Here is a 24,403-nt window from a genome sequence, read left to right as displayed (position 1 = left end):
GTTCGATCCGGACCGGTTAATCTTCGACAGGTTTCGAGTCTGAACTTTCGACCGCTCTACTGGAATGGGGAACTTACATCATGGCGAACGCCATCGAAGTCGAGAATTTGGTACTCGAGTACGGCAAGAACGTGGCTCTGAACGGGATCAGCTTCGTTGTGCCGGAGGGAACGGTCCTCGGCGTGCTGGGTCCCAACGGTGCCGGGAAAACCACAGCGGTTCGTATTCTGGCGACGCTGCTGAAGGCGACATCGGGAACGGCGAAGGTGCATGGCATCGACGTCGGCGACAAGCCGAACGAGGTTCGAAAGTCCATCGGACTCACCGGCCAGTTCGCGGCCGTGGACGAGTACCTCACCGGGTACGAGAACCTGGAGATGGTCGGACGCCTGTTCGGTCTGAAGAAGGCCGAGGCGAGTAAGCGTGCCGATGAGCTGTTGGCTCGTTTCGATCTGGAGTACGCCCGTGACCGCACGGCCAAGCAGTACTCCGGTGGGATGCGGCGGCGGCTCGACATTGCCGCCAGCCTCATCGGTCGGCCCAAGGTCGTCTTCCTCGACGAACCGACGACCGGTCTCGATCCGCGCAGTCGAATTGCGATGTGGGACTTCATCTCCGACCTGGTGCAGGACGGAACGACAATCCTGCTGACCACGCAGTATCTGGAAGAAGCCGACCGGCTTGCCGACAAGATCATCGTCCTCGACAAAGGGTCGATCATCGCGGAGGGCACAGCCGACCACCTCAAATCTCAGGTGGGCGGCGAACGCCTCGAGTTCGTTCTCACCGACGCGTCGGACAAGGACCGTGCTCTCGCGCTGCTCGCCCCGATCGGACTCGACGCGCCGTCCTACGACGAGCAGACGCGTCGTATCGGCATGCCCGTCAGTGGCGGCGCCGACGATCTGACCACCGCCCTCGTGCAGATCAAAGAGGCAGGTATCCAGGTCGTGGACGTGGGTCTGCGGCGTCCCAATCTCGACGACGTATTTCTCACGCTCACCGGCCACGCCACAGAGGAAGAGCAGACAGTGGAGGAAGAGAAATGAGCGTTCTTCACGATTCCCTCATCATCACCAAGCGGAACCTGATCAAGCTCAAGCGAGTTCCGGACCTACTGTTCTTCGCCACGCTGTCGCCGATCATGTTCGTGCTGCTGTTCGCGTACGTCTTCGGCAGCGCCATCGACATTCCCGGTGTCGACTACAAGAGTTTCCTCATGGGTGGAATCTTCGTCCAGACCATGATCTTCGGCGCGTCCATCACCGGATCCTCGCTCGCCGAGGATCTGCAGAAGGGCGTCATGGACCGGTTTCGGTCGTTGCCGATGGCGCGCTCGGCTGTTGTCATCGGGCGTACTGCGGCCGACGTGGGCAACAACATCGTGACCATCACGATCATGTCGATCACGGGTCTCATCGTCGGGTGGCGCATCACGTCGTCGTTCTTCGAAGCGCTGGCCGGCTATGTCCTACTCCTGCTCTTCGCGTACTCGATCTCGTGGGTCATGGCGTTCGTGGGATTGACGGTTCGCTCACCCGAGATCTTCAACAATGCGTCGTTCATCGTCATTTTTCCGCTGACGTTCATCGCGAACACGTTCGTTCCGATCGACGGATTCCCGACCGTCCTCAAGACCATCGCGGAATGGAATCCGATCTCCTCGGTGACCCTCGCCGTACGCGAACTGTTCGGAAACACCAACCCGATGGCGCCGCCGCCGGAAGCCTGGCCGCTGCAGAATCCTGTGCTGTACACACTGATCTGGGTAGTTCTGTTCCTCGTCATCTTCGTACCGCTCTCGGTCCGCAAGTACGAAAGAACTCTCACCGCCTGAGATTGGCCTGTAAGAAGCTCAGCGCCTCGGTCCACATCCGACGCTGACCTTTCGCGGTCCCGGCCGGAGTGCCACCGGAGACGATGCTGTCGTTGCGGTCCACTGTGGTCGGGGTTGCGGGGGGCCTGAGGAAGTGCCCAGCATTGGGCAGGATCAGAAGGCGGTCCGTGTCTCGACCCCGGCGAGCGATGAGGGCTCGGGCCATTCGATCCGCTGGATAGGACTGGTCCGCGACACCGGCGACAGCGAGGATCGGCGCGTCGATCCTCTCGACCGGAATCGCCGCCGCAGACACGGCGGCGTCATCGCGCAGACCGGCCTCGTACGCAGGCCGGAGCTTCAATGCACGCGACGTCGGCGCCCGCGAGAACATCCGTCGCGACGCAGTTCTGAGCATCTGACCGGCAAGTTTTTCGGCACGAATCGGCATGTAGGGCAATGGCTCTCCACCCAACGTGAGTGACGAGGTCTTGGGTGGTTGTCCGTCGGCCAGCGCCTGCAGCACGACGTGTGCGGGAGCAATGGCGACGACTGCGCGCACCGTGATCGACGGGATGTAGGCGAGAGCGGCGAGGGCGACCGACACCCCGACGGATGCCGCGAACACGGCAATGTTCTCGGGGTCGACGTGCTCGTGCTCGGCGAACGCCGCCATGGCGTCGGCGATCGCTTCGAGACGGATTTCCGCGAAGTTCTCGGGCAACCCGGGCTCGTCCATGTACACCAGCACGGCCGCGACGTACCCGTGCGAGGCGAGCAATGCCGCGGTAGGTGCGGCGGGTCGAGCACCGGTGGTTCCGGGAATGACGACGACGCCGGGGGAGATGGCCCTGTCCGTGTCGGGGAGGTAGATCCGCAGCCTCCATCCGTCGCCGGCGAGATCCTGCCGTACAACGGCGTCGCCCCATGTTCGTCGGACGGTGGTGCTCGATGACCCTTCGAGCGCGTGAATCGACACGGAGAAGTCGAGGCCCTCGTCGGAGCCCGCGAACGTCACGGGCGGAACCCCCTCGTCGACGAACATCATGTTCCACCACGGTCGGTCGGGGTCCTCGATCTGCAGCAGGCCGTCGGCATCGATCGGGTAGTCCTGGTGCGAGACCCATCGGTGACCGTTCGCGTCGACTACGGCGACGTCGAGATGGACGGGTAGGCCGGGGGCGACCCCGTGGGCGCGGAACACCGTCGGGCCGTCTATCGGTCCTGAAACCGGGTCGACCTGCAGTGAGACGGGTTCCATGCTTCAAGTGTGCGATAGATTCCCTCGCGGGTACCGCGCATCCGCTCACCCGAACCGGATGAATTGTCTCCCACGAACGACGAAGCCCCCGGTCAGGTTCCTGACCGGGGGCTTCCGTGACACCTAGTGGTGTTTACGTGTGGTACGGCTCCGCGCTCAGCAGGGTGACCTTCATGGTCTTGCCGTTGGGGAGGGAGTACTCACGGGTGTCGCCGACCTTGGCGTCGATGAGGGCTCCGCCGAGCGGTGAGCTGGGGGAGTACACCTCGAGCTTGCCGTCGCGGGCGCCCTCTTCGCGGGTCGCGATGAGGAACGTTTCGGTGTCCGACTCGTCGCCGTCGTAGTAGACCTTCACCACTGATCCGGGTAGCGCTACCCCGGACTGAGTGGGTGCTTCGCCGACCTTGGCCGAGTTGAGCAACTCCTGAAGCTGGCGAATGCGGGCTTCCTGCTGGCCCTGCTCCTCGCGTGCTGCGTGGTAGCCGCCGTTCTCTTTCAGATCGCCCTCTTCGCGTCGCTCGTTGATTTCGGCGGCGATGACCGGGCGATTGGAAATGAGTTGGTCGAGTTCGCTCTTGAGCCTGTCGTGGGATTCCTGGGTCAGCCAGGTCACCTGGGTCTCGGTCATCTCGATCACTCCCTTGTAGTCGAAGTCGCGGTGGACTCCCGGTCTTGATGCTGACGGGCGCACGCGTGTGTGCAGAGAATTTCAGAGAAACCCCTGATCGGCCCGCTTCCTGAGCCGGCTGCCGTGTCGGAGCCCGTAGGCGCCGTCACCTGCTGCTCTGGCCGTCAATGCAGCAATACACGGCTCCAGTTCGGAACCGTGTACAGCGCAATCTTACCACGAGGCAGCGGTAGGTCAGCCTGCCCGTAAATAGTCGGGGACATTCGTGCTGCACCCGTATACGTCGCCCATGGCGGGCGGCTTCGAGGTGCGCACGACCGACGTCACCTCGACTTCCTGCGTGGACGAGGCAGGAATGAGCACCTCGCGACGACCGGTCTCCGAACCGTCACGCGAGCGAGCACGAACGATGCAGACGACGTCGTTCGACGGGTCGGCGCGGGTGACGCTGAAGCCGATGGAAATGGTCGAATCGTCCACCAGGTCGAAGGACAGTGCTTTTCCCTCGACGTCCTGCACAGCGAAACGCAGGTAGCCGAGGTAGGCGACTGCAAGTCCGACAAGCAGGACGCCTACCAGCAGGATGTTCTTCGTTCGACCGCCCAATGCTCGACGCGTGGTCGATACCGGATACCGGCCTTCGGGGAGCGTGGCAGTCATACGAACTTTCGTCGGAACGGAACGTTGTCAGGTCTGCGGCAGCCGGTGCGAGGCATGTCGGCGCCAAGTGGAACTATAGGGGGAGCGAAAGAAGCAGGCGAAGCTGAGGTGAGGAAAGAACGTGTCCGGACTACGGCTCATGGCGGTGCACGCCCATCCTGACGACGAGTCGAGCAAGGGTGCCGCGACGACGGCTCGGTACGCAGCCGAGGGAAACGACATCCTGATCGTGACCCTCACTGGTGGCGAGCGAGGAGACATCCTCAACCCGGCGATGGACATCCCCGGTGTGCGCGACCGCATCGAGGAAGTGCGACGCGAGGAGATGGCCGAGGCTGCACGCATCCTCGGAGTTCGGCAAACGTGGCTGGGTTATGTGGATTCGGGTCTTCCCGAGGGTGATCCGTTGCCGCCGCTCCCCGAGGGTTGCTTTGCGCTCGTGCCGCTCGAGGAGTCCACCGAAGCTCTCGTCAAGGTCATCCGCGAGTTCAAGCCGCACGTGATCACCACATACGACGAGAAGGGCGGTTACCCGCATCCGGACCACATCCGATGCCATGAGGTGTCCGTCGCGGCCTACGAAGCTGCAGGCGATCCGGAGAAGTTTCCCGACGCAGGTGACCCGTGGACCCCGCTCAAGCTGTATTACTCGCACGGCTTCCTGCGGAAGAAGATGCAGCTGTTCCACGACTGGTTCGTCGATCGCGGCGAGGAAAGTCCGTTCGTCGACTGGTTGAAGCGATGGACCACCGAGCGTGACGAGATCATGGAACGCATCACCACGCAGGTCACCGTCGGCGATTACTTCGAGCAGCGGGACGACGCACTGCGCGCACACGCCACCCAGATCGATCCCAACGGTTCGTTCTTCGCCGTGCCCCTCGAAGTGCAGCGCAAGTTGTGGCCGACCGAGGAGTACGAGTTGGCGCGAACACGGGTGAAGACCTCGATTCCGGAAACGGAACTCTTCGCCGGAATCGATGCCGCCGACCGTGAGACAGGGACCGTCAGGTGATCGTGGAGTTGTTGGCCCAGGGTGCGCCGGGTCCGGAGTTCGGCAAGTCCTCGCCGATCGGGCTGGTCATCATCGTGGCTCTGCTCGTCGGCACCGCGCTTCTCATCTGGTCCATGAACAAGCAGATCAAGAAGCTCCCGGATACGTTCGAGAAGGACGATCCGGTAGCCGATCAGGAATTGGACGAGGGCACCGACAGGGGCGCTGTTCGCGATGTCGGTCCTGAGCACGGAACACAGTCGAAGGCCGGCGAGAACTGACCGTGCTGGACGGCAACGGACTGGACACGGCTACGAGTCCGTACCTGCGTCAGCACGCCGACAATCCCGTCCACTGGCAGCAGTGGACTCCCGAGGCGTTGGAATCGGCTCGGGACCGCGATGTCCCGATCCTGTTGTCGATCGGGTACTCCGCGTGCCATTGGTGCCACGTCATGGCCCACGAGTCCTTCGAGGACGAGGCCATCGCAGCCCTGATGAACGCGAACTTCGTCTGCATCAAGGTCGACCGCGAGGAACGACCGGATCTCGACGCCGTGTACATGAACGCCACCGTCGCGATGACGGGTCAGGGCGGGTGGCCGATGACCTGCTTCCTCACCCCGGACGGCGAACCGTTCTACTGCGGCACCTACTACCCGCCCAAGCCTCGCGCGGGGACGCCGTCCTTCCCGCAGCTGCTCGAGGCCATCGCAGACACCTGGGCTACTCGTCGAAACGACGTGTTCGACGCCTCCGCCGCGATCACCGAGGCGCTGCGGGAGAATTCCGGCCGGATCCCGACGTCGGATCGGCCCGTCGACTCGGACCTGCTGGCCGAAGCCGTCGCGTCGGTGCTCGGGGACGAAGATGTCGATTTCGGCGGATTCGGTGGCGCACCGAAGTTTCCGCCAGGAGCGCTACTCGAAGGGCTGCTGCGGCATCACGAGCGGACCGGATCTGCAGCTGCTCTTGCCGCGGTGCAGCGCACGGCGGCGGCGATGGCGCGCGGAGGGATCTACGACCAGATCGGGGGCGGCTTCGCGCGCTACTCCGTCGACGCGGAGTGGATCGTCCCGCACTTCGAGAAGATGCTCTACGACAACGCGCTGCTGCTGCGGTTCTACGGTCATCTCGCGCGCGTCACCTCCGATCCGCTCGCAATCCGGATCGCAGACGCGACTGCACACTTCATGCTTCGTGAACTCCGCACCGATACAGGGTGTTTCGCCTCTGCGCTCGACGCCGACACCGAGGGTGTGGAGGGGTTGACCTATGCATGGACCCCGGAGCAGCTCGTCGATGTACTCGGATTCGAGGACGGTGTCTGGGCCGCGGGGCTGTTCGCCGTCGACTCCTCGGGCACGTTCGAGGCCGGAATGTCGGTGCTACAGCTGCCGGAGGATCCCGAGGACTTCGAGCGCTACACCGGCGTCGCCGGCAAGTTGATGGACGCACGCAATCAGCGGCCGCAACCGGGCCGCGACGACAAAGTGGTGACCGCGTGGAACGGATTGGCAATCACCGCTCTTGCCGAAGCGGGTGCGGGATTGGGACGCCTCGACTGGATCGATGCGGCCGTCGAGTGCGGTGAGCAGATCTTTGCTCGGCACGAGGAGAATGGCAGGCTGCGTCGGGCGTCGCTCGGCTCTCACGTCGGCGACGCCACGGGAGTGCTCGAGGACTACTCGTGCTTGGCGGTAGCGTCGCTGTCGCTGTTTCAGGCGACCGGCGACCTCGTGTGGTCCGGGCGGGCGCGGGTGCTTCTCGACGCCGCAATCGAGCACTTCGCCGATGCGGACCATCCCGGAAGTTGGTTCGATACCGCCGACGATGCAGAGACGTTGGTCACGCGCCCGCGAGATCCGCTCGACAATGCGACCCCGTCCGGTGCGTCGACGATCACCGAAGCCCTGCTGATCGCCGAAGCGCTGATGGCACCCGATCTCGGGACGAGGTACGGCGAGATCGCCTCGGCCGGGCTTGCTGGGGCCGCGCTCGTGCTGGAACGGGCGCCGCGCTCGGGAGGCCACTGGCTCGCCGTCGCGGAAGCCTCCGTCCGTGGGCCGCTGCAGGTAGCGATCTCCACCGACGGAGACAGTCGGCTACTCCGGATTGCCCGTGCGCATGCCCCGGGCGGCGCCACCATCGTGGCCGGAGCGGTCGATTCCTCACCGCTGTTGGCCGACCGACCGACGATCCAGGGGCACGAGGCTGCGTACGTATGCCGCGGCTTCGTGTGCGACCGTCCGGTCACGACCGAGCAGGATCTGCTCCGGGCGCTGCAACGATAGCTAGAACAACACCAACCAAACCGCGACGAGGTGACAGATCGCGGCGAGCACGGTTGCAGCGTGGAAGAACTCGTGATGGCCGAATGTCGTCGGCCAGGGGTTGGGCCACTTGGTGGCGTAGAGGATTGCGCCGATGCTGTACAGAACCCCGCCGACCAGCAGCAGGATGAACGGCGCATAGCCGACCTGCTGGATGAGCGTCGGTGCAACCGGGACGATGGCCCACCCGAGAATCAGGTACAGGGGAACGCCGATCCAGCGTGGGCTCTGGGGCCACAACATCTTCAGCGCGACGCCGCCCAGCGCCCCGAGCCAGACGACGATGAGCAGAGTGCGACCAGTGTTCGGGGGGAGACCGAGGACCGCGAACGGGGTGTAACTGCCGGCGATGAACACGAAGATCATCGAGTGATCCGCCCGCTTCATCCACATGCGATGCGCAGGGTTGTCCCAGTGCACGCGGTGGTAGGTGGCGCTGACTCCGAACACCCCGCAGACGGTGACGGCATAGACGGCGGTGGCGATGCCGGCGCTGGCCGACACCATGCTGAACGCGAGGGTCACCAGCACGATTCCGGCGACGACTGCAACTCCGAATGCGTACAGGTGTATCCACCCGCGCATGCGGGGCTTGACGGGGAGTTCGTCGATTCCGAACATCGTCATTGTCACAACCTCCTCTGCGCTACCTACGTGACCGTAGGTTCAGTGCCTACTCTACCGGCGGGTAGCGCATATGCGTCGGCGTAAGGTTGTGCCCCGTGGTGATGTCTCGGTGAAGATTCTCCCGACCAAGATGCGCAGCGTCCTCTACAACGTGTACGAGCGGCGCCTACTGACGCAGCTCGATGATGTGGCGCACCCCCGTCACGTGGCTGTGATGTGCGACGGAAACAGGCGTTGGGCGCGGGAGAACGGATTCACCGACGTCGCACACGGACATCGGATGGGCGCACTCAAGATCGCCGAAATGCTCGGCTGGTGCGACGCTGCCGGCATCGAAATGGCGACGATCTATCTGCTGTCGACGGAGAATCTGCGTCGCGATCCCGACGAGCTGGACTCTCTGCTCGAGATCATCACCGACGTCGTCGAAGAAATCTGCGGGCCCGAGCAGAACTGGGGCGTCAAGATCGTCGGAACGCTAGAGTCGCTGCCCGAGCCGACTGCGCGAAGGCTGAAGGAAGCAGCACGCCTGACAGCGGGGCGAACCGGAACCCACGTCAACGTCGCCGTCGGATACGGCGGGCGTCAAGAGATCGCCGACGCAGTGCAGGGTCTACTCAGTGAGAAGATCGCCGAGGGTGTCACCGGCGACGAGCTCGTTCGGGCGGTCAGCGTCGAAGCTATCGACTCGCACCTCTACACCTCCGGTCAACCCGACCCGGACCTCGTGATCCGAACCTCGGGCGAGCAGCGGCTGTCGGGATTTCTGCTGTGGCAGAGCGCATATTCGGAAATATGGTTCACCGAGGCATACTGGCCCGAGTTCAGGCGCGTCGACTTCCTGCGGGCTTTGCGTGACTACGCTGCGCGGCACCGGCGGTTCGGGATCTAGCGCTCGGTGCCACTGGGCGGCTCCGCCGCCAGTGGCGCGGTTAAGTGTCCCAGGGTGCGCGTTTCCGTGCCACTGGGCCGGAGGGCCTAGAGCTTCCTCAGCCGCAGCCTGTTGATGGTGTGGTCGGCGTCCTTGCGTAGCACCATCGTTGCCCGCGGGCGAGTAGGCAGAATATTGTCGACGAGGTTCGGCAGGTTGATCGAATGCCACAGGTCCTCGGCCGCTATCCGGGCATGCTCGTCGGACAGACCCGCGTAGTGGTGAAAGTGCGAGGACGGATCGGTGAACGACGTCTCACGCAGTGCGAGAAAGCGTTTGACGTACCACGCTTCGATGTCCTCGATGCGGGCGTCGACGTAGATCGAGAAGTCGAACAGATCGGACACCATCAGGCGAGAGCCGGTCTGCAACACATTGAGGCCCTCGACGATGAGGATGTCCGGCTGACGGACCATATGGAACTGGCCTTTGATGATGTCGTACGACACGTGCGAGTAGACGGGAGCCGCCACTTCCTCAGCCCCGGACTTCACCTCGGTGACGAAGCGCAGCAACTTGCGCCGGTCGTAACTCTCCGGAAATCCTTTGCGGTGCAGGATCCCGCGACGCATCAGTTCTCCTGTCGAATACAGGAATCCGTCGGTGGTGACCAGATCGACGCGGGGATGATGGTCCCACCGGGCGAGCAGCGCCTGCAGAACACGCGCAGTGGTCGACTTTCCGACGGCAACGCTGCCGGCGACTCCGATGACGAACGGCACCTGACGGTCGGGATGCTTCTCGCCGAGGAACGTTGCGGTCGCCGCGAACAGACGCTGTCGTGCGGCAACCTGAAGGTGAATGAGTCGCGCGAGAGGAAGATAGACCTCGGCCACCTCGTCGAGATCGATTTGCTCGCCCAGACCCCTGAGGCCGACGAGTTCTTCCTCGGTGAGAACAAGAGGGGTCGACTGCCTCAGCGTCCGCCACTGAGCGCGGTCGAACTCGACGTACGGACTGGATTCGCTCATTCGCGACACCGAACGCTGCGTAGGTAGCGGTGGCCCGGACGGCGTGTGCTCCGAGAGAGCGCTAGTCGCATGGCTTCAGATTGTGCTCGCTGGCACAAAGACTCGCACGGGCGGGGTGGTTCACCGCGCGTTCATGTCCACTCCTGACGCCCGGGTCGTTCCGTCAGCTCCACCCCTGACGCCCGGGTCGCTCCGTTCAGCTCCACCCCTGACGCCCGCTAATGTCGATCCACATGAATGCCGATTCCTTCGTCCGCGAGTATCTTCTACTCGGTCTGAAATTCGACCGGCTCGAGAAAGGGTTCGTCGACGCGTACACCGGTGATCCCGAGCTGCGCAGACAGACCGAGAACGCACCTGCGCCCGAGCCCCGAGCCCTGGCACGGAGGGCTGCGGAACTTCGCGCGGAACTCGCCAGCACCGACTTGCCGCAGCAGCGGGCCGACTTCATCGATGTCCATCTCCGCGCGCTCGAGTGTTCGGGCCGCAAGTTCGCGGGCGACGACATCGGTTTCGTCGACGAGGTCTTCGCGTACTTCGACGTCCGGATCGAGCGGGGTGATCAGGATGGGTATCGGGAGGCACATCGCCGGATGGACGAGGTACTCGACGGCCCCGGCTCGCTGGCCGAACGTCTGGCGGCACACCGATCCGCGGACGTCGTGCCCGCGGACCGATTGCAGGACTGCGTCGACGCCTTCTCGAGCGCCCTTCGTGACCGGGTTCGCGCCGAGTACGCACTGCCGGAGACCGAGCAGGTGAACTACGAGGTCGTCGGCGACAAGCCGTGGTCGGGATTCAACTACTACCTCGGCAACTACACGTCCACAGTGGCGATCAATTCCGATCTGGATCAGCAGATGGCGCACCTGCCGCACCTGATCGCGCACGAGGCATATCCCGGCCACCACACCGAGCACTGCAGGAAGGAAGCCGGACTGGTCTCGGCTGGTCAGCTGGAGCAGACGCTGTTCCTCGTCAACACCCCTCAGTGCCTGATGGCCGAAGGACTTGCCGACCTGGCTCTCGAGTCCATCGTCGGACCAGGTTGGGGGCTGTGGGCGCAGGAGATCTATGCCGATCTGGGGCTTCGATTCGACGGAGAGAAGGCCGAGCGGTTGTCCGCTGCGTCGAGTCAGCTGCTCGGGGTCCGTCAGGATGCGGCTCTACTGCTGCACGACCAGCACAAGTCGCAGGACGACGTCGCCGCATACCTGGAGAGGTGGTCACTGGCGTCGCCCAAGCGGGCGCGTCAAAGTTTGAAGTTCCTGTCGTCGCCGCTGTGGCGCGCATACATCAGCACGTACGTCGAGGGATACAAGCTTCTCGACGGTTGGTTGGACCGCGGTGCGACGGTCGGCGAGCGCTCGGCGCTGTTCGGTCGGCTCCTCGACGAGCCGCTCATTCCGAGTGCCTTGCGCACCCTCTGAACCAGTCGTAACGACGGGCGACAACCATGCGCACACGGGTGCTGACGGCGCATATCTTAAGCTGTATACGCCCACCTCGCTGCGTTCCTTTGGAGATTCTTGAAATGACCGATGTCAACAACCTGTCTCTGGCCGAGCTCGACCCCGAGGTCGCCGAAGCCATGGCGGGCGAACTCGGTCGCCAGCGCGACACCCTCGAGATGATCGCGTCGGAGAACTTCGTCCCGCGCGCAGTGCTGCAGGCTCAGGGCAGCGTCCTGACCAACAAGTACGCCGAGGGCTACCCCGGCCGTCGTTACTACGGCGGCTGCGAGCACGTCGACGTCGTCGAGGATCTCGCGCGCAACCGTGCGAAGGAACTGTTCGGCGCCGAGTTCGCCAACGTCCAGCCGCACGCGGGTGCGCAGGCCAACGCCGCAGTGCTGATGGCGCTGATCAACCCGGGCGACAAGATCATGGGCCTCGATCTGGCACACGGCGGACACCTCACGCACGGCATGAAGCTCAACTTTTCCGGCAAGCTCTACGAGGTCGAGTCCTACGGCGTCAGCAAAGAGGACCACCGGATCGACATGGACGAGGTGCGCAAGCAGGCCGTCCAGGCCAAGCCGCAGGTTCTCATCGCCGGTTGGTCTGCCTACCCGCGGCATCAGGATTTCGAGGCGTTTCGTTCCATCGCCGACGAGGTCGGTGCGCTTCTATGGGTCGACATGGCCCACTTCGCCGGTCTCGTGGCGGCAGGCGTGCACCCCTCACCCGTCCCCTACGCGGACGTCGTCTCTTCGACGGTGCACAAGACGCTCGGCGGTCCTCGCTCCGGCCTGATCCTCGCCAAGAAAGAATGGGCCAAGAAGATCAACTCCGCGGTCTTCCCCGGTCAGCAGGGCGGACCGCTCATGCACGCCATCGCAGCCAAGGCCGTCGCCTTCAAGATCGCCGCGACGCCCGAGTTCAAAGAACGTCAGGAGCGCACCCTCCTCGGTGCCTCGCTGCTGGCCGAACGGCTGAACGGCGCCGATGTCGCGGACAAGGGTGTGTCAGTGCTGACCGGCGGCACCGACGTTCACCTTGCTCTCGTGGACCTGCGAAACAGTCAGCTCGACGGCCAGCAGGCCGAGGACCTTCTGCACGAGGTCGGCATCACCGTCAACCGCAACGCCGTCCCGTTCGACCCGCGTCCGCCCATGGTCACCTCCGGCCTGCGAATCGGCACCGCGGCACTGGCCACGCGCGGGTTCGGCGAAGCCGAGTTCACCGAGGTTGCCGATATCATCGGCACCGCCCTAGCTACCGGTGAAGCCAGCGATTCGCTCAAGGAGCGCGTCGTGAAGCTCGCACAGAGCGTGCCGCTGTACGACGGGCTCGAGGACTGGGGCTTGCTCGGCTAGCTCGCTACGGCTCCCACACCTCCATCACCGGGAATAGTTCGACGCGATCGGGCCCGGTGAGGAGCGCGGGATCCTCGTTGGGCAGCAGCTCCGTCGCCATGATGGCCTTCTGCGCGGACAACAGCGCATCTTCCGAATCGGCGAGTACGACCACCACTTCGCTGCCGTCGTCCGCTCGCAGCACGTAGACACGCTGAACTCCGTCGACCCGCGCCACCGCGGGCTTGATTCTGTTCTCTGTGCCGAAGTCCGCTGCTGCAAGCTGTTCGGCTGTGCGTGGGCCGTCGAAGTAGGTCAGTTGTGCATGCATGGTGTCCTCCTGGAACGATTGTGTGTTTTCCAGGATGTTCCGCTGCCGCACCGAGCACATCAGTGCTGATACGTAGGCAGGTACTGAGGTTTCGGCGGATACTTCTTGTTCATGATCGCCGACGAGCCGGATGCATTTCGCATAGTCGGTCGGGCCGCAGAACTCGCCGCGCTGCGCGCTGCGCTGGTCGGATTGTCGCGTGGTCGAGGAGGAACGGTCGTGGTGTCCGGCGGGGCGGGCATCGGCAAGACGACGCTGGTCGAGGCGGCGGCGCGCATCGCCGAACACTACGGAATCACGGTCTTGCGCAGCTACGGGATCGACGACGACGGCATGCCGCCGCTGTGGCCGTGGCGTCGCCTCGGAAGATCCGTCGAAGCGGTGGCATCAGCTCTGAATCGGACGGATCCCGTCGTCATCTCGCCCCATGCGCGCTTCGCCATGTTCGACGACGTCGCGACGGCTGTGGCGGACGCAGCTCCCGCCGCCGGACTGGTACTGGTGCTCGAAGACCTGCACTGGTTCGATCCGTCGTCGATGTTGTTGCTCGAGCACGTCGCCCGGTCCGTTCTGGACCGTCGAGTGCTCGTGCTGTGCACGTCCCGTCGTGCCGAACCCTCGGTGGGATCGTCGTCTTCGGTTGTACTCCAGGGTTTTTCCAGCGACGAAGTGCTCCAGTGGTTGAGGGTTTCGGCACCCCACATCGCGGAACGCCGACATGCCGTCCGGCTGCGCGACGCCACCGGGGGCAACCCGCTGTTCGTCCGGTTGCTCGCCGCACGAGCGGAAGCCTCCGGGCGGCTCGATCTTCCCTCGGCACTTGCGGACGATCCGACGTTGCGCGCATTGGCTCTCGAGCCGGTTTCCGTACTCGACGCCGATGCTCGCGACCTCCTCGACGATGCCAGTGTGATCGGCGACCGCATCGACCTCGACTTGCTGTCCGAGGTTGCGGGCACGAGTGCGTCGTGGGTCGAATCGAAGTTGGATGACGCGTTCCGGGCTGGAGCGCTCGTGGCGGACTGCGATACCGGCACGGTTGCGTTCGCGCATTCGCTCGTCCGGGATGCCACCTATGCGAACCTGTCGCCGTCGAGGCGTCGGGCAATCCACTGCAGGTATGCGCAGGTCCTGTCGGCGCGAGGCGAGACTGATGCCGCGACGACAGCCGTGCAGTGGCGTCGGGCCGGCGAGCGCGCCGAATGTGCGCGGTGGGCGCGGATTGCTGCCGATCAGGCCAAGTCGATACTTGCCTACGACGAGGCCGCCGCGATGGCTGCCCTGGCATGTGAGGCTGCGCCGTCCGCCATTGCGACCCTCGAACGTGCGGAAGCCGAATTCGCAGCCGGGCACGTCGAGACGAGCGTCGAACTGTGTGAACAGGTGGTCTTGCAGTACCCCGAGGACGACGACGTGGTCGTGCGAGCTGCGGCGCTTGTTCGCGGCGTCGGGGTTCCGGATCTGCTGATGCGGGTGGACCGTATGTGTGGGGCGGTGCTGTCCCGCGCCGGAATCCCCGCGGGCGCCAAAGCGCGTCTGCTTGCCGGTAGAGCTGTCGCTGCGGCCGAAACCGATCGACCGGATGCCGCGTCACGGTGGTCGGCCGAGTCCTTGGAACTTGTAGATACCATGCTCGACGACCACACGGATCCGGACGCCGACGCAGTGCTCGACGCTGTTCGGGCGCGGCACATTGCGCTCGCGGACATGCGGCACGTCGAGCAGCGGAGAGAATTGGCGCTGCGCGCGATCGCGGTCGGGCCAAGGGCGAGCGAAGCGCTTGCCGAGCTGTGGGGGCACCTGTGGCTGATTCAGGCCGCGCTGCAGACAGGTGATTTGAACCTAGTCGACGAACAGATCGACGTCGTGCAGCGAATATCGGACCGAAGTGCGTTGCCGGTGGCGCGCTGGCACTACCACCGTGTGTGTGCCACGCGGGCGGCGTTGATCGGAGACATGGCCGCTGCGCTGCGATCGAACGACGACGCGCTGGCGGTGAGTTCGTCGACGGGTGACCTCTCGCTCATCGGGTTGCACTTCGCGTTTCTCGGCCAGTTGGCTGCCGTGCGGGGCGAAGTGGACGAGGAGACCCGGTCATCGATTCTCGGTGCCTTCGAGCACGCGCCGGACATCCCTCTGGTGCGCATCTACGAGCCGTTGCTGGCGTCGCTGGCCGGTGACCACGGCTTGGCGCGGGCTAGGTTCGCGCCGTTCCGATCGATGCCGTCGACTGTGCGGCGCGGTCCGCGGTGGACGCCGCTGATGTCTCTCGTCGGGACGGTCGCTGTGGCGCTGGACGACGTCGAGACCGCCGTCGATGTGTTCGGGCGCCTCCGCGAGTACGCCGAGTACTTCATGTGCGACGGTTCCGGCGTGGTGTTCTGCGGCGGGTCGATGGCTCGCCTGCTGGGCGATCTCGCGTCCACCGCCCGCTTGGACGATGACGCCGACAAGTACTACACGAGTGCGATCGAGGCCAACGACGCAATCGGCGCGCGGCCGTTTGCTGCGATGAGCAGGTTCGGGCTCGCCGAGGTCCGATACCGGACCGGCAACACCACCGACGTGCGGAAGCTACTCGACGCGGCTGCCGCGGAGTTCGCTGCGCTCGATCTGCCGGAGCGTCTTCGCGCAACCCGACATCTACTCGACGAACTCGACCGATTGACGCCTCGTGAACGAGCGGTCGCCGCCGAGGTGGTCGTGGGTCTGAGCAATCGTCGCATCGCCGAAAAGCTCTTCCTGTCCGAGCGCACCGTCGAAACCCACGTCCGCAACATTCTCGCCAAACTGGGCTGCAGCAGGCGAGCCGACATCGCCCGGGTGTGGCGCCACGGCTGACTCGGCGGTGCGGTTAACGCGTTGTTCACCAACACACCCCTTTCTCGGCGAGCCAACCGCAGGTTTCGGATGTACCGTCGGCAATAACAGACAGCGGGGAAGCTGCCTGTGCGGGAGGTTCTGATACGTGACTGAGCAAGTGAGCGCGAGAGGGCCGGCACCCGGTCCTCGTGTCACCTGACACGTCAGACCGACCGGCCGAGCAACAGACGTCTGAGCGGTGCCGCGCCAGACATAGGAGCCCCACGTGACCACTTCACGCTCCGTTTCCGCCCCTCTCCGAACATTCGTGCTGGACACCTCGGTTCTTCTGTCGGATCCGTGGGCTGTCATCAGGTTCGCCGAGCACAATGTGGTTCTCCCGCTGGTAGTCATCAGTGAGTTGGAGGGTAAACGCCATCACCATGAACTGGGATGGTTCGCGCGGGAATCCTTGCGCATGCTCGACGATCTCCGTGTCGAGTACGGTCGTCTGGATCAGCCGGTTCCCATCGGAACAGACGGTGGCACACTGCAAGTCGAGCTGAACCACACCGATCCTTCGGTCCTGCCCGTTGGCTTTCGTACCGATTCCAACGACTCTCGTATCCTTGCCTGCGCCTTGAACCTCGCCGCCGAGGGTAAGGACGTCGTCCTCGTCAGCAAGGACATTCCGCTTCGCGTCAAGGCGGGTGCCGTCGGACTCCCCGCCGACGAGTATCACGCACACGATGTGGTGCCGTCGGGATGGACCGGTATGGCCGAGCTCGAAGTGCAGGCAAGCGACATCGACCAGCTCTTCGCCGAAGGCGTCATCGATCTGGACGGTGCTCGGGAAATGCCGTGCCACACCGGCGTTCGCCTCCTAGGTGGGCGTTCGAGCGCATTGGGACGGGTCACTCCCGACAAGCAGGTTCAGCTGGTCCGCGGCGAGCGTGAGGCGTTCGGACTGCATGGTCGTTCCGCGGAACAGCGTGTGGCACTGGATCTTCTGCTCGACGAGAGCATCGGCATCGTCTCGCTCGGCGGCAAGGCCGGTACCGGTAAGTCGGCTCTTGCGCTCACCGCCGGGCTCGAGGCCGTACTCGAACGTCGAACGCACCGGAAGGTCGTTGTGTTCCGCCCGCTCTACGCAGTCGGCGGACAGGAGCTCGGCTACCTGCCCGGAAGCGAAAGCGAGAAGATGGGGCCGTGGGCTCAGGCTGTCTTCGACACGCTCGACGGTCTCGCCAGCCCTGAGGTGATGGAAGAAGTCATTGCCCGTGGGATGTTGGAAGTGTTGCCGCTCACCCACATTCGTGGACGTTCGCTACACGATTCGTTCGTGATCGTCGACGAGGCGCAGTCCCTCGAACGCAACGTGCTGCTGACGGTTCTGTCTCGACTCGGGAGCGGCTCACGCGTCGTACTCACACACGACGTCGCGCAGCGTGACAACCTGCGGGTCGGACGGCACGACGGCGTAGCGGCGGTCATCGAGAAGCTCAAGGGGCACCCACTGTTCGCGCACATCACCCTCACGCGCAGTGAGCGGTCTCCGATTGCTGCATTGGTCACGGAAATGCTCGAGGAGTTCGGTCCCACCAGCGCGTAGGGCCGGCGGCTCCGCATTGTCCTCGGCGGCTCCGCTTTGTCCCCGGCGGCTCCGCCGCCAGTGGCACGGTTAAGTGCATCCCAGTGCACTCAACCGTGCCACTGCGCGGGACGCGCGAGCTACGGCGGCGGGACGCGCGAGCTACGGCGCTACCGAACCAGGGCGCGGAATGCCCCTCGTACAATCCCTTTGAAGAAATCCACGTTGTCGAAGTAGTCCCGCCACACGAGCACTTTGCCGTCGCGCAGTTCGAATGTGCCGCACACCCAGAATTCGACCCGTAGCCGGTGCCACACAAGGACGTCGGTACGTTCGGTCAGGACGATGTTGCCGTCCGCGGCGATGTTGTGGATGGTGACATCGAATCCGTATCCCGGTTTGGCCAGTAACCTCATGTACTGGCCGACTTTCGAGATCCCCCGCACCTTCGGCAGCCCGACGTTGTGCCAGATGATGGCATCGTCGAATCGGTCGACAGCTCGGTCGGTATCCCGGTTCTTCAGCGCGTCGAACAGCGCTTCTACGACTTCGGTAGCCTGCTGAGTTTCGGTCACTTGGTGAATCGCCCCAATCCGTCGGTATCGAAGTACTCGAGAGTGACCGTGTTTCCACTGAACGTCGCCTGCGATACGGTGCCGTCCGGCGCGTTTTCCCCGGTCAGCTCGAAGGTGAACGTATCACCGTCCCAGTGGGAAAGCTCGTAGGAGGTTCCATTGGGGCCGATCATCAACTCCAATTCGCCGTTGACCTCTGCGACGGTCGCGGGCCCCCAGAAGCTGTTCTGATACACGCCTGCGTACGACGGAAGTGGCTGTGGCGGCGCGGGGTTGGCAGGCGCCGTCTTTCCGGCGAGCTCGCCTTCTGCTTCGCTCATTCCAGCAAACGCGTTCTGATACAGGGTCCGCCAGTCCTCGCGTACCTCGCCGAATTGGACGAGGTCGGCGAATTCGGCGGTGACGGTTTCGGCGATGCCGATGGGCGCTGCGTTGGTCAGCACGACGATGGCGACGTCGAGCGATGGAATCCACACGAAGTTGGTGCCTGCTCCGAGCGCGAACGCTCCAGAGTGACTCACCATCGTCCGTCCCGCCGCGCTGTTGGAGACGTTGAACCCGTAGCCGTAGTAGCCCGCCCGCGAATCCGGTGTCGCCGACGGGTTGGAGACGATCTCGGCCCTGACGGCGGGCAGCAGGGCGTCGGGATCGACGATGTCCTGTCCGTCGTAGGTGCCGTCGGCGATGAGCATTGTCAACCACTTGGCCATGTCGTTCACCGAGGAGCTGACACCACCCGCGGGCGTTTGCGGATCGGGTTCGCGCTGGTATTTCGCTTGGTATTCGCCGTCGACGAGAACGTGTGGGACGGCGCGATCGGCCCGCGCGATGTAGTCGGAGAACTTCGAGCTCGTCGAGGTCATACCGAGCGGACCGTAGATCGTGTCCTGACTCAACGTGTCCCAATCCTTGCCCGCCGCGGCGGCAACGGCTTCGGCTCCTGCCGTGACCCCGAAGTTGGTGTAGTGGTACGTCGAGCGAAATGGGTCGAGGGGTACCTCCCGCAGCCGTTCCAGCACTTGGCGACGGTCGTAGCCGAGATCTTCGAGTAGGTCACCGGCATGATCGGGCAGGCCGCTGCGATGGGCGTAGAAATCGCCGACCGTGACGTTCTGGGTCACCCAGGGGTCGTTCAACGCGAACCATGGCAATTGCGTCACCACCGGCGTCGTCCACTCGACGACGCCTTCGCCGACCTGAGATGCCACGACTGTCGAACCCACCGACTTCGACAGCGATGCCAGCTGGAACACGGAGTCGCCGTCGATGGCGTCGTCCTTGCCGACCTCGCGGACGCCGAAGCCCTTCGAATAGACGACGTCCCCGCCGTGCACGACCGCGATGGCCATTCCCGGAATTTTCGACGACTCCATCAACTCCTCCGCGATGCCGTCGAGTTTGCCGACCGCGTCGTCGATGTTGTTGGCGGGGGAGTCGACGCCCGCGACCTGGCCAGGGGATAGATCGCTGCTGGGCGGGTTTTCGGACGTCGGTGGGCTGTCTGCGGCAGGTGAATCGTTCGAGCATCCGACCAGCACCGTCATCGACAGTGCAACAGCAATACACAGGAACTTTCGACCCGATCGCATCACTAGGAGTCCTATCCTTCGACGAGTAGATGCTTCGTCGAGGATAGACCTGCACGGACCTGGGCGTTGGGAGAATTCACAGAGGTCAGGGGCACACAGTTTGACGTGCAGACGGAGGCGCTACGGTTGGGTATGCCTACTTTCATGACGGACGGTGACCTGCTGCTTCGACTGGAGCCCGCCGTCGAAGAGAATCTGACTCGACACATCGCAGAATCGGACGACTGGCATCCTCACGAATTCGCACCGTGGGACGAGGGGAGAAACTTCGCATTCCTCGGTGGCGCGGACTGGTCTCCCGAACAGTCCCACCTCAGCGACGTCGAGATCCTGTCGGCGACGGTCGGCGTACTCGTGGCCGACAACCTGCCCGCCTACCACCGTGAACTTGCACGGGCTCTGACAGGACTCGGTGCGTGGTGGAAGTGGACGGGTCGTTGGACGTCGGAGGAGAACCGGCAGGCAATCGTGCTGCGTGACTACCTGGTGTTGACCCGCGCGGTCGACCCGGTCGCTCTCGAGCGTGTGCGGATGGAAGAAATGACCAAGGGGTACGACGCCCCCAGCCTGCACGTGCTGGACATCATCGCGCACTTCGCGATCGACGAAACTGCTGCGGCGCTGCGGAACACCAACACGATCGCCCTCGGCGGTGACGAGGTGCTCGCGAAGATCCTGACCAAGATTGCAGCCGACGACACCCGGCAGGCGTCGTTCTACGTCAACATTGTCAATGAGGCATTCGGCGTTGCACCGGACCAGATGGCTCGGGCAATTGCGGACCGCGTGCTCGGCTACGCCATCCCGGTGGTCGATCTGCCGAGCAAAGCGAACAGCACCGAGGCTCTGAAAGACGCCGGCATCTACGACGAGGATCAGCAGCGCGACAAGGTGTTCAAGCCGCTACTGGAGCGTTGGAATTACTTCGGTCGTGACGACCTCGGCGACGAGGGCAAGAAGGCGCGCGAGGAGCTCGCTCACTTGGCGTGAGCTCTTTACCAACCGCTTGAATGGTCCATTCATACGATCGAATCGTATGAATGGACCTTTCAAGCGATGGATGGCGAGCTAGCAAGCGATGGATGGCGAGCTAGCTTCTAGTCCTTGACCTTCGCCATGGCCAGGACATCGAGACGCTTGTCGAGCTCTTCCTCGCTCAGCTTGTCGCCGATGAGTCCGCGGTCGATGACGGTCTGACGGATCGTCTTCTTCTCCTTCAGCGCCTGCTTGGCGACGGCTGCTGCTTCCTCGTAGCCGATCGCGGAGTTCAGCGGCGTCACGATCGACGGCGAGGACTCGGCGAGGGTCTTGAGGTGCTCGACGTTCGCTTCCAGACCGACGACGCACTTGTCGGCGAACAGGACCGAGACGTTGGCGAGCAGCTTGAAGGATTCGAGGACGTTGCGTGCCATCATCGGGATGTACACGTTGAGCTCGAATGCGCCCGACGCCCCACCGAATGCGACAGCCGCGTCGTTACCGATGACCTGAGCTGCGACCTGTGTAACTGCCTCGGGCAGAACAGGATTGACCTTGCCGGGCATGATCGAGCTACCGGGCTGCAGGTCGGGGAGGGTGATCTCGCCGAGGCCGGTGAGCGGTCCCGATCCCATCCAGCGAATGTCGTTGGCGATCTTGGTCAGTGAGACCGCGATGGTGCGCAGTGCGCCGGATGCCTCGACGAGTCCGTCGCGTGCAGCCTGTGCTTCGAACGAGTCCTTCGCTGCTGTGAGAGCGTCTATGCCGGTCGACTTGACCAGTTCCGCAACGACTTTCGGGCCGAAGCCGTCGGGAGCGTTGAGGCCGGTGCCGACGGCGGTGCCGCCGATGGGCAGCTCACCGAGCCGAGGCAGCGTCGCCTCGACGCGCTCGATACCGGCTTCGATCTGGCGGGCGTAGCCGCCGAATTCCTGGCCGAGGGTGACCGGAACGGCATCCATCAGGTGGGTGCGGCCGGACTTCACGACGTGCTTCCACTCCGTGGCCTTGACCACGAGAGCCTCGTGCAGGTGCCGCAGCGCGGGCACGAGCGAGGTGACGGCTGCTTCGGTGGCGGCGACGTGAGTGGCCGTCGGGAAGGTGTCGTTGGAGGACTGCGACATGTTGACGTGATCGTTCGGGTGAACCTCGACGCCGCCCGCCTTGGCGATCGACGCGATGACCTCGTTGGCGTTCATGTTCGAGCTGGTGCCCGAGCCGGTCTGGAAGACGTCGATCGGGAACTGGTCGTCATGCTTGCCTTCGGCGATCTCGGTCGCTGCGGCGATGATCGCGTCGGCAAGGGCGCCGTCGAGAAGCCCGAGGTCCTTGTTGACCTGCGCGCAGGCGGCCTTGAGCAGGCCCATCGCGCGGATCTGGGTGCGCTCGAGCGGACGGCCCGAGATGGGGAAGTTCTCGACGGCACGCTGCGTCTGTGCACGCCAGAGGGCGTCGATGGGGACGCGAACCTCTCCCATGGTGTCGTGCTCGATTCGGAACTGCTGTTCGTTCTGTGTCATTGACCTCTTGCCTCGGTAGGTGAATGGAAACTTCGTCGAGCGGCCGGTCAGAAGGACGGGATGGCGCCGGAGGTGTCGCCGTCGAAGTCGATGTTCGAGTACTCCTTCAGCTTGTTGAGCTGGTGGTACGCGTCGATCATGCGGACGGTGCCGGACTTGGAGCGCATCACGATCGACTGAGTGTGAGCGCCGCCGCCCGAGTACCGGACGCCTTGGAGCAGGTCGCCGTCGGTGACGCCGGTTGCGGTGAAGAAGACGTTCTCTCCCGAGACCAGGTCTTCGGTGGACAGGACGCGATCCAGATCGTGTCCGGCGTCGATTGCCTTCTGGCGTTCGTCGTCGTCGGTCGGAGCCAGCATGCCCTGATGAGCGCCGCCCATGCAGCGCATGGCGGCTGCCGCGATGATGCCCTCGGGAGTTCCGCCGGTACCCATCAGGATGTCGATGGGAGAGGTGGGTCGGGCGGCGGCGATAGCACCGGCGACGTCACCGTCGGAGATCAGGCGAATACGGGCGCCGGTGTCGCGCACCTGCTGGATGAGCTCGGCGTGTCGGGGCCGGTCGAGGATGCACACCGTGACGTCGGAGGTGGATCCCTTCTTGATCTTGGCGACACGGGCGATGTTCTCCGCGACCGGTGCCGTGATGTCGATGGCGTCGGCGAAGTCGGGTCCGACGGCGATCTTCTTCATGTAGAACACCGCGGACGGGTCGAACATGGCGCCGCGCTCGGCGACGGCCAACACCGAGATGGCGTTCGGCATACCCTTGGCCATCAACGTGGTTCCGTCGACGGGGTCGACGGCGAAGTCGCACTCGGGACCGTTGCCGTTGCCGACCTCTTCCCCGTTGTAGAGCATCGGCGCTTCGTCCTTCTCACCTTCGCCGATGACCACGACTCCGCGCATCGAAACCGAGCTGACCAGCTGACGCATGGCGTCGACGGCTGCTCCATCGCCGCCTTCCTTGTCGCCGCGACCGACCCAGCGTCCCGAGGCGAGCGCACCGGCCTCGGTGACGCGGACGAGTTCGAGGGCGAGGTTGCGATCTGGCGCCATGGCGCGAGTGGACTCGGTGCTGGCCGTCATCGGTTTGTAGCCTCCTGGTAGGTGGGGTGTTACCCAGGGGCGATTATCTCATTCGTGGCGTCGCGGGTGGGACGGAGGGCATGCGCCGACAGGGCTCCGTCGCCGAGTGGGGATACTGGTGCTGTGGCGAACAGCAAACCCCGGATTCTGAACAACAACCGCGACATGGTGTGGTCTCTCATTCCGCTCGTCATCGCGTGTCTGCTGATCGCGGGCATCGCCAGCCAATGCACGCTCAGCCCGGGTGGCCCGAAGCAGGGACCGATCCCGAATTTCGACGTCGACGCAGCGCTGCAGTACGACGCGACGGAACTGGATTTCCCGATCCGTAACCCTGTAGTGCCAGAAGACTGGACGCCGAACTCCGGTAGCCGTCAGTCCATCGCGGGTGACCAGGGCGGGGATGTAAGCAACGTCGGATACATCTCGGGTGCTGGCCGCTACATCAAACTGACGCAGTCGAGCGCGATGGAAGAGGTGCTCGTACCGTTCTCGGTCGGAGAGAGCAGATACGCCGCCGGTAGCGAGACGATCGACGGCAACGAATGGGTCGTCTACGAGCAGGAAGGCGCCGAACCGGTATGGGTCACCGATCTCGGTGACGTGCGTTTGCTCGTGACCGGCAGCGGTAGCGCCCAGGAATTCACCGAGCTCGCCGCTGCGACGACGCGTGCGGTACCCCTGACGCCCTAGTCCTCGTCGGCGATGTGCGCGAGTGCGTTCTCGACGCGTTTGCGGGCGCCGGCAAGGTGCTCTTCACATCGGGTGGCGAGTAGTTCCCCGCGCTCCCACAGCGCAAGGGACGCGTCGAGATCGAGACCGCCCTGTTCCAGAACCTTGACCACGTCGACCAGTTCGTCGCGTGCGGCCTCGTATCCCATTTCTGCAACGGGTATTTCATCCATCGAAGAT

Annotated in this window: 23 protein-coding genes; 12 read left to right on the top strand and 11 right to left on the bottom strand. The window is 64.1% G+C overall.

The genetic code is table 11. From position 1 onward, the window contains the following. The first annotated feature begins 80 nt into the window (after window positions 1-80). Both ACODSO_RS13810 and ACODSO_RS13805 read left to right on the top strand, forming a co-directional pair. Window positions 81-1,049 carry an ATP-binding cassette domain-containing protein gene (locus ACODSO_RS13810; RefSeq protein ID WP_068381550.1) on the top strand — a complete coding sequence of 323 codons (969 nt, stop codon included), beginning with the start codon at window positions 81-83 and terminating at the stop codon, window positions 1,047-1,049. After that, a complete protein-coding gene (locus ACODSO_RS13805) occupies window positions 1,046-1,837 on the top strand; it encodes an ABC transporter permease (protein WP_068381553.1) in 792 nt (263 codons plus the stop codon). Before ACODSO_RS13810 ends, ACODSO_RS13805 begins: the two co-directional genes overlap by 4 nt. On the opposite strand, the gene ACODSO_RS13800 is transcribed toward ACODSO_RS13805, so the two are convergent. From ACODSO_RS13800 to ACODSO_RS13790, 3 genes are all read right to left on the bottom strand, one after another. Further along, on the bottom strand, window positions 1,827-3,077 hold the full coding sequence (locus tag ACODSO_RS13800; RefSeq protein WP_068381556.1) for an acyl-CoA thioester hydrolase/BAAT C-terminal domain-containing protein: 1,251 nt from the start codon (window positions 3,075-3,077) through the stop codon (window positions 1,827-1,829). The two genes, ACODSO_RS13805 and ACODSO_RS13800, sit on opposite strands and share 11 nt — an antisense overlap. A 133-nt stretch (window positions 3,078-3,210) precedes the next feature. Continuing rightward, window positions 3,211-3,705 carry a transcription elongation factor GreA gene (gene greA, locus ACODSO_RS13795; RefSeq protein WP_068381603.1) on the bottom strand — a complete coding sequence of 165 codons (495 nt, stop codon included), beginning with the start codon at window positions 3,703-3,705 and terminating at the stop codon, window positions 3,211-3,213. A 234-nt stretch (window positions 3,706-3,939) separates the two neighbouring features. After that, on the bottom strand, window positions 3,940-4,365 hold the full coding sequence (locus ACODSO_RS13790; protein WP_068381558.1) for a DUF4307 domain-containing protein: 426 nt from the start codon (window positions 4,363-4,365) through the stop codon (window positions 3,940-3,942). A gap of 121 nt (window positions 4,366-4,486) precedes the next feature. On the opposite strand from ACODSO_RS13790, the gene mca reads away from it, so the two are divergent. From mca to ACODSO_RS13775, 3 genes are read left to right on the top strand one after another with little or no spacing between them, the layout of a single operon-like run. After that, window positions 4,487-5,380: a mycothiol conjugate amidase Mca gene (gene mca, locus ACODSO_RS13785; protein ID WP_489037372.1), complete on the top strand. Its 894-nt coding sequence runs from the start codon at window positions 4,487-4,489 to the stop codon at window positions 5,378-5,380. Continuing rightward, on the top strand, window positions 5,377-5,640 hold the full coding sequence (locus ACODSO_RS13780) for a hypothetical protein (RefSeq protein ID WP_068381565.1): 264 nt from the start codon (window positions 5,377-5,379) through the stop codon (window positions 5,638-5,640). The genes mca and ACODSO_RS13780 overlap by 4 nt, the downstream gene beginning before the upstream one ends. Before the next feature lie 2 nt (window positions 5,641-5,642). Continuing rightward, window positions 5,643-7,652 (top strand): thioredoxin domain-containing protein, encoded by a 2,010-nt coding sequence (locus tag ACODSO_RS13775; RefSeq protein WP_068381569.1) that lies wholly within the window; start codon window positions 5,643-5,645, stop codon window positions 7,650-7,652. On the opposite strand, the gene trhA is transcribed toward ACODSO_RS13775, so the two are convergent. After that, complete coding sequence (gene trhA / locus ACODSO_RS13770; protein WP_068381571.1) at window positions 7,653-8,318, bottom strand: PAQR family membrane homeostasis protein TrhA; 666 nt, start codon at window positions 8,316-8,318, stop codon at window positions 7,653-7,655. Between the two features lie 130 nt (window positions 8,319-8,448). On the opposite strand from trhA, the gene ACODSO_RS13765 reads away from it, so the two are divergent. After that, a complete protein-coding gene (locus tag ACODSO_RS13765; RefSeq protein ID WP_489037420.1) occupies window positions 8,449-9,210 on the top strand; it encodes an isoprenyl transferase in 762 nt (253 codons plus the stop codon). 86 nt (window positions 9,211-9,296) lie between these two features. Here the strand turns inward: ACODSO_RS13765 and coaA are convergent, their stop codons facing one another. After that, window positions 9,297-10,229, bottom strand: coding sequence for a type I pantothenate kinase (gene coaA, locus ACODSO_RS13760; protein WP_068381575.1), 933 nt, complete (start codon window positions 10,227-10,229; stop codon window positions 9,297-9,299). Window positions 10,230-10,453: 224 nt separating this feature from the next. Here coaA and ACODSO_RS13755 point away from each other — a divergent pair, with 224 nt between their 5' ends. After that, on the top strand, window positions 10,454-11,650 hold the full coding sequence (locus ACODSO_RS13755; RefSeq protein ID WP_489037371.1) for a DUF885 domain-containing protein: 1,197 nt from the start codon (window positions 10,454-10,456) through the stop codon (window positions 11,648-11,650). Window positions 11,651-11,754: 104 nt separating this feature from the next. Next, a complete protein-coding gene (gene glyA / locus ACODSO_RS13750) occupies window positions 11,755-13,038 on the top strand; it encodes a serine hydroxymethyltransferase (RefSeq protein WP_489037370.1) in 1,284 nt (427 codons plus the stop codon). Between the two features lie 4 nt (window positions 13,039-13,042). On the opposite strand, the gene ACODSO_RS13745 is transcribed toward glyA, so the two are convergent. Then, entirely contained in the window at window positions 13,043-13,348 is a 306-nt protein-coding gene (locus tag ACODSO_RS13745) for a hypothetical protein (protein WP_068381609.1), read from the bottom strand. A gap of 111 nt (window positions 13,349-13,459) precedes the next feature. Between ACODSO_RS13745 and ACODSO_RS13740 the strand changes: the two genes are divergently transcribed. Further along, the gene (locus tag ACODSO_RS13740) at window positions 13,460-16,189 is read left to right on the top strand and encodes an ATP-binding protein (RefSeq protein ID WP_489037369.1); all 2,730 of its coding nucleotides are present in this window, start codon (window positions 13,460-13,462) and stop codon (window positions 16,187-16,189) included. Between the two features lie 247 nt (window positions 16,190-16,436). After that, window positions 16,437-17,762: an RNA 5'-3' helicase PhoH2 gene (gene phoH2, locus ACODSO_RS13735; protein ID WP_197481019.1), complete on the top strand. Its 1,326-nt coding sequence runs from the start codon at window positions 16,437-16,439 to the stop codon at window positions 17,760-17,762. Between the two features lie 149 nt (window positions 17,763-17,911). Here the strand turns inward: phoH2 and ACODSO_RS13730 are convergent, their stop codons facing one another. After that, window positions 17,912-18,316, bottom strand: a complete 405-nt coding sequence (locus tag ACODSO_RS13730; protein WP_489037368.1) for a limonene-1,2-epoxide hydrolase family protein — start codon at window positions 18,314-18,316, stop codon at window positions 17,912-17,914. After that, the gene (locus ACODSO_RS13725) at window positions 18,313-19,905 is read right to left on the bottom strand and encodes a serine hydrolase (RefSeq protein ID WP_489037367.1); all 1,593 of its coding nucleotides are present in this window, start codon (window positions 19,903-19,905) and stop codon (window positions 18,313-18,315) included. The genes ACODSO_RS13730 and ACODSO_RS13725 overlap by 4 nt, the downstream gene beginning before the upstream one ends. A 132-nt stretch (window positions 19,906-20,037) precedes the next feature. On the opposite strand from ACODSO_RS13725, the gene ACODSO_RS13720 reads away from it, so the two are divergent. After that, entirely contained in the window at window positions 20,038-20,895 is an 858-nt protein-coding gene (locus tag ACODSO_RS13720) for an acyl-ACP desaturase (protein ID WP_489037366.1), read from the top strand. Between the two features lie 107 nt (window positions 20,896-21,002). On the opposite strand, the gene ACODSO_RS13715 is transcribed toward ACODSO_RS13720, so the two are convergent. Then, on the bottom strand, window positions 21,003-22,403 hold the full coding sequence (locus tag ACODSO_RS13715; RefSeq protein ID WP_068381595.1) for a class II fumarate hydratase: 1,401 nt from the start codon (window positions 22,401-22,403) through the stop codon (window positions 21,003-21,005). 47 nt (window positions 22,404-22,450) lie between these two features. Continuing rightward, a complete protein-coding gene (gene glpX / locus ACODSO_RS13710) occupies window positions 22,451-23,491 on the bottom strand; it encodes a class II fructose-bisphosphatase (protein ID WP_068381597.1) in 1,041 nt (346 codons plus the stop codon). A gap of 123 nt (window positions 23,492-23,614) precedes the next feature. Here glpX and ACODSO_RS13705 point away from each other — a divergent pair, with 123 nt between their 5' ends. Further along, window positions 23,615-24,184, top strand: coding sequence for a DUF4245 domain-containing protein (locus ACODSO_RS13705; protein WP_489037365.1), 570 nt, complete (start codon window positions 23,615-23,617; stop codon window positions 24,182-24,184). Here the strand turns inward: ACODSO_RS13705 and ACODSO_RS13700 are convergent. Next, window positions 24,181-24,396 (bottom strand): exodeoxyribonuclease VII small subunit, encoded by a 216-nt coding sequence (locus ACODSO_RS13700; RefSeq protein WP_068381612.1) that lies wholly within the window; start codon window positions 24,394-24,396, stop codon window positions 24,181-24,183. The two genes, ACODSO_RS13705 and ACODSO_RS13700, sit on opposite strands and share 4 nt — an antisense overlap. Window positions 24,397-24,403: the final 7 nt, after the last annotated feature.

This window comes from Rhodococcus sp. FG69 (assembly GCF_057808915.1).
The sequence above is the reverse complement of the archived record's forward strand: the minus strand, read 5'-3'. Positions and strand labels throughout refer to the sequence as shown.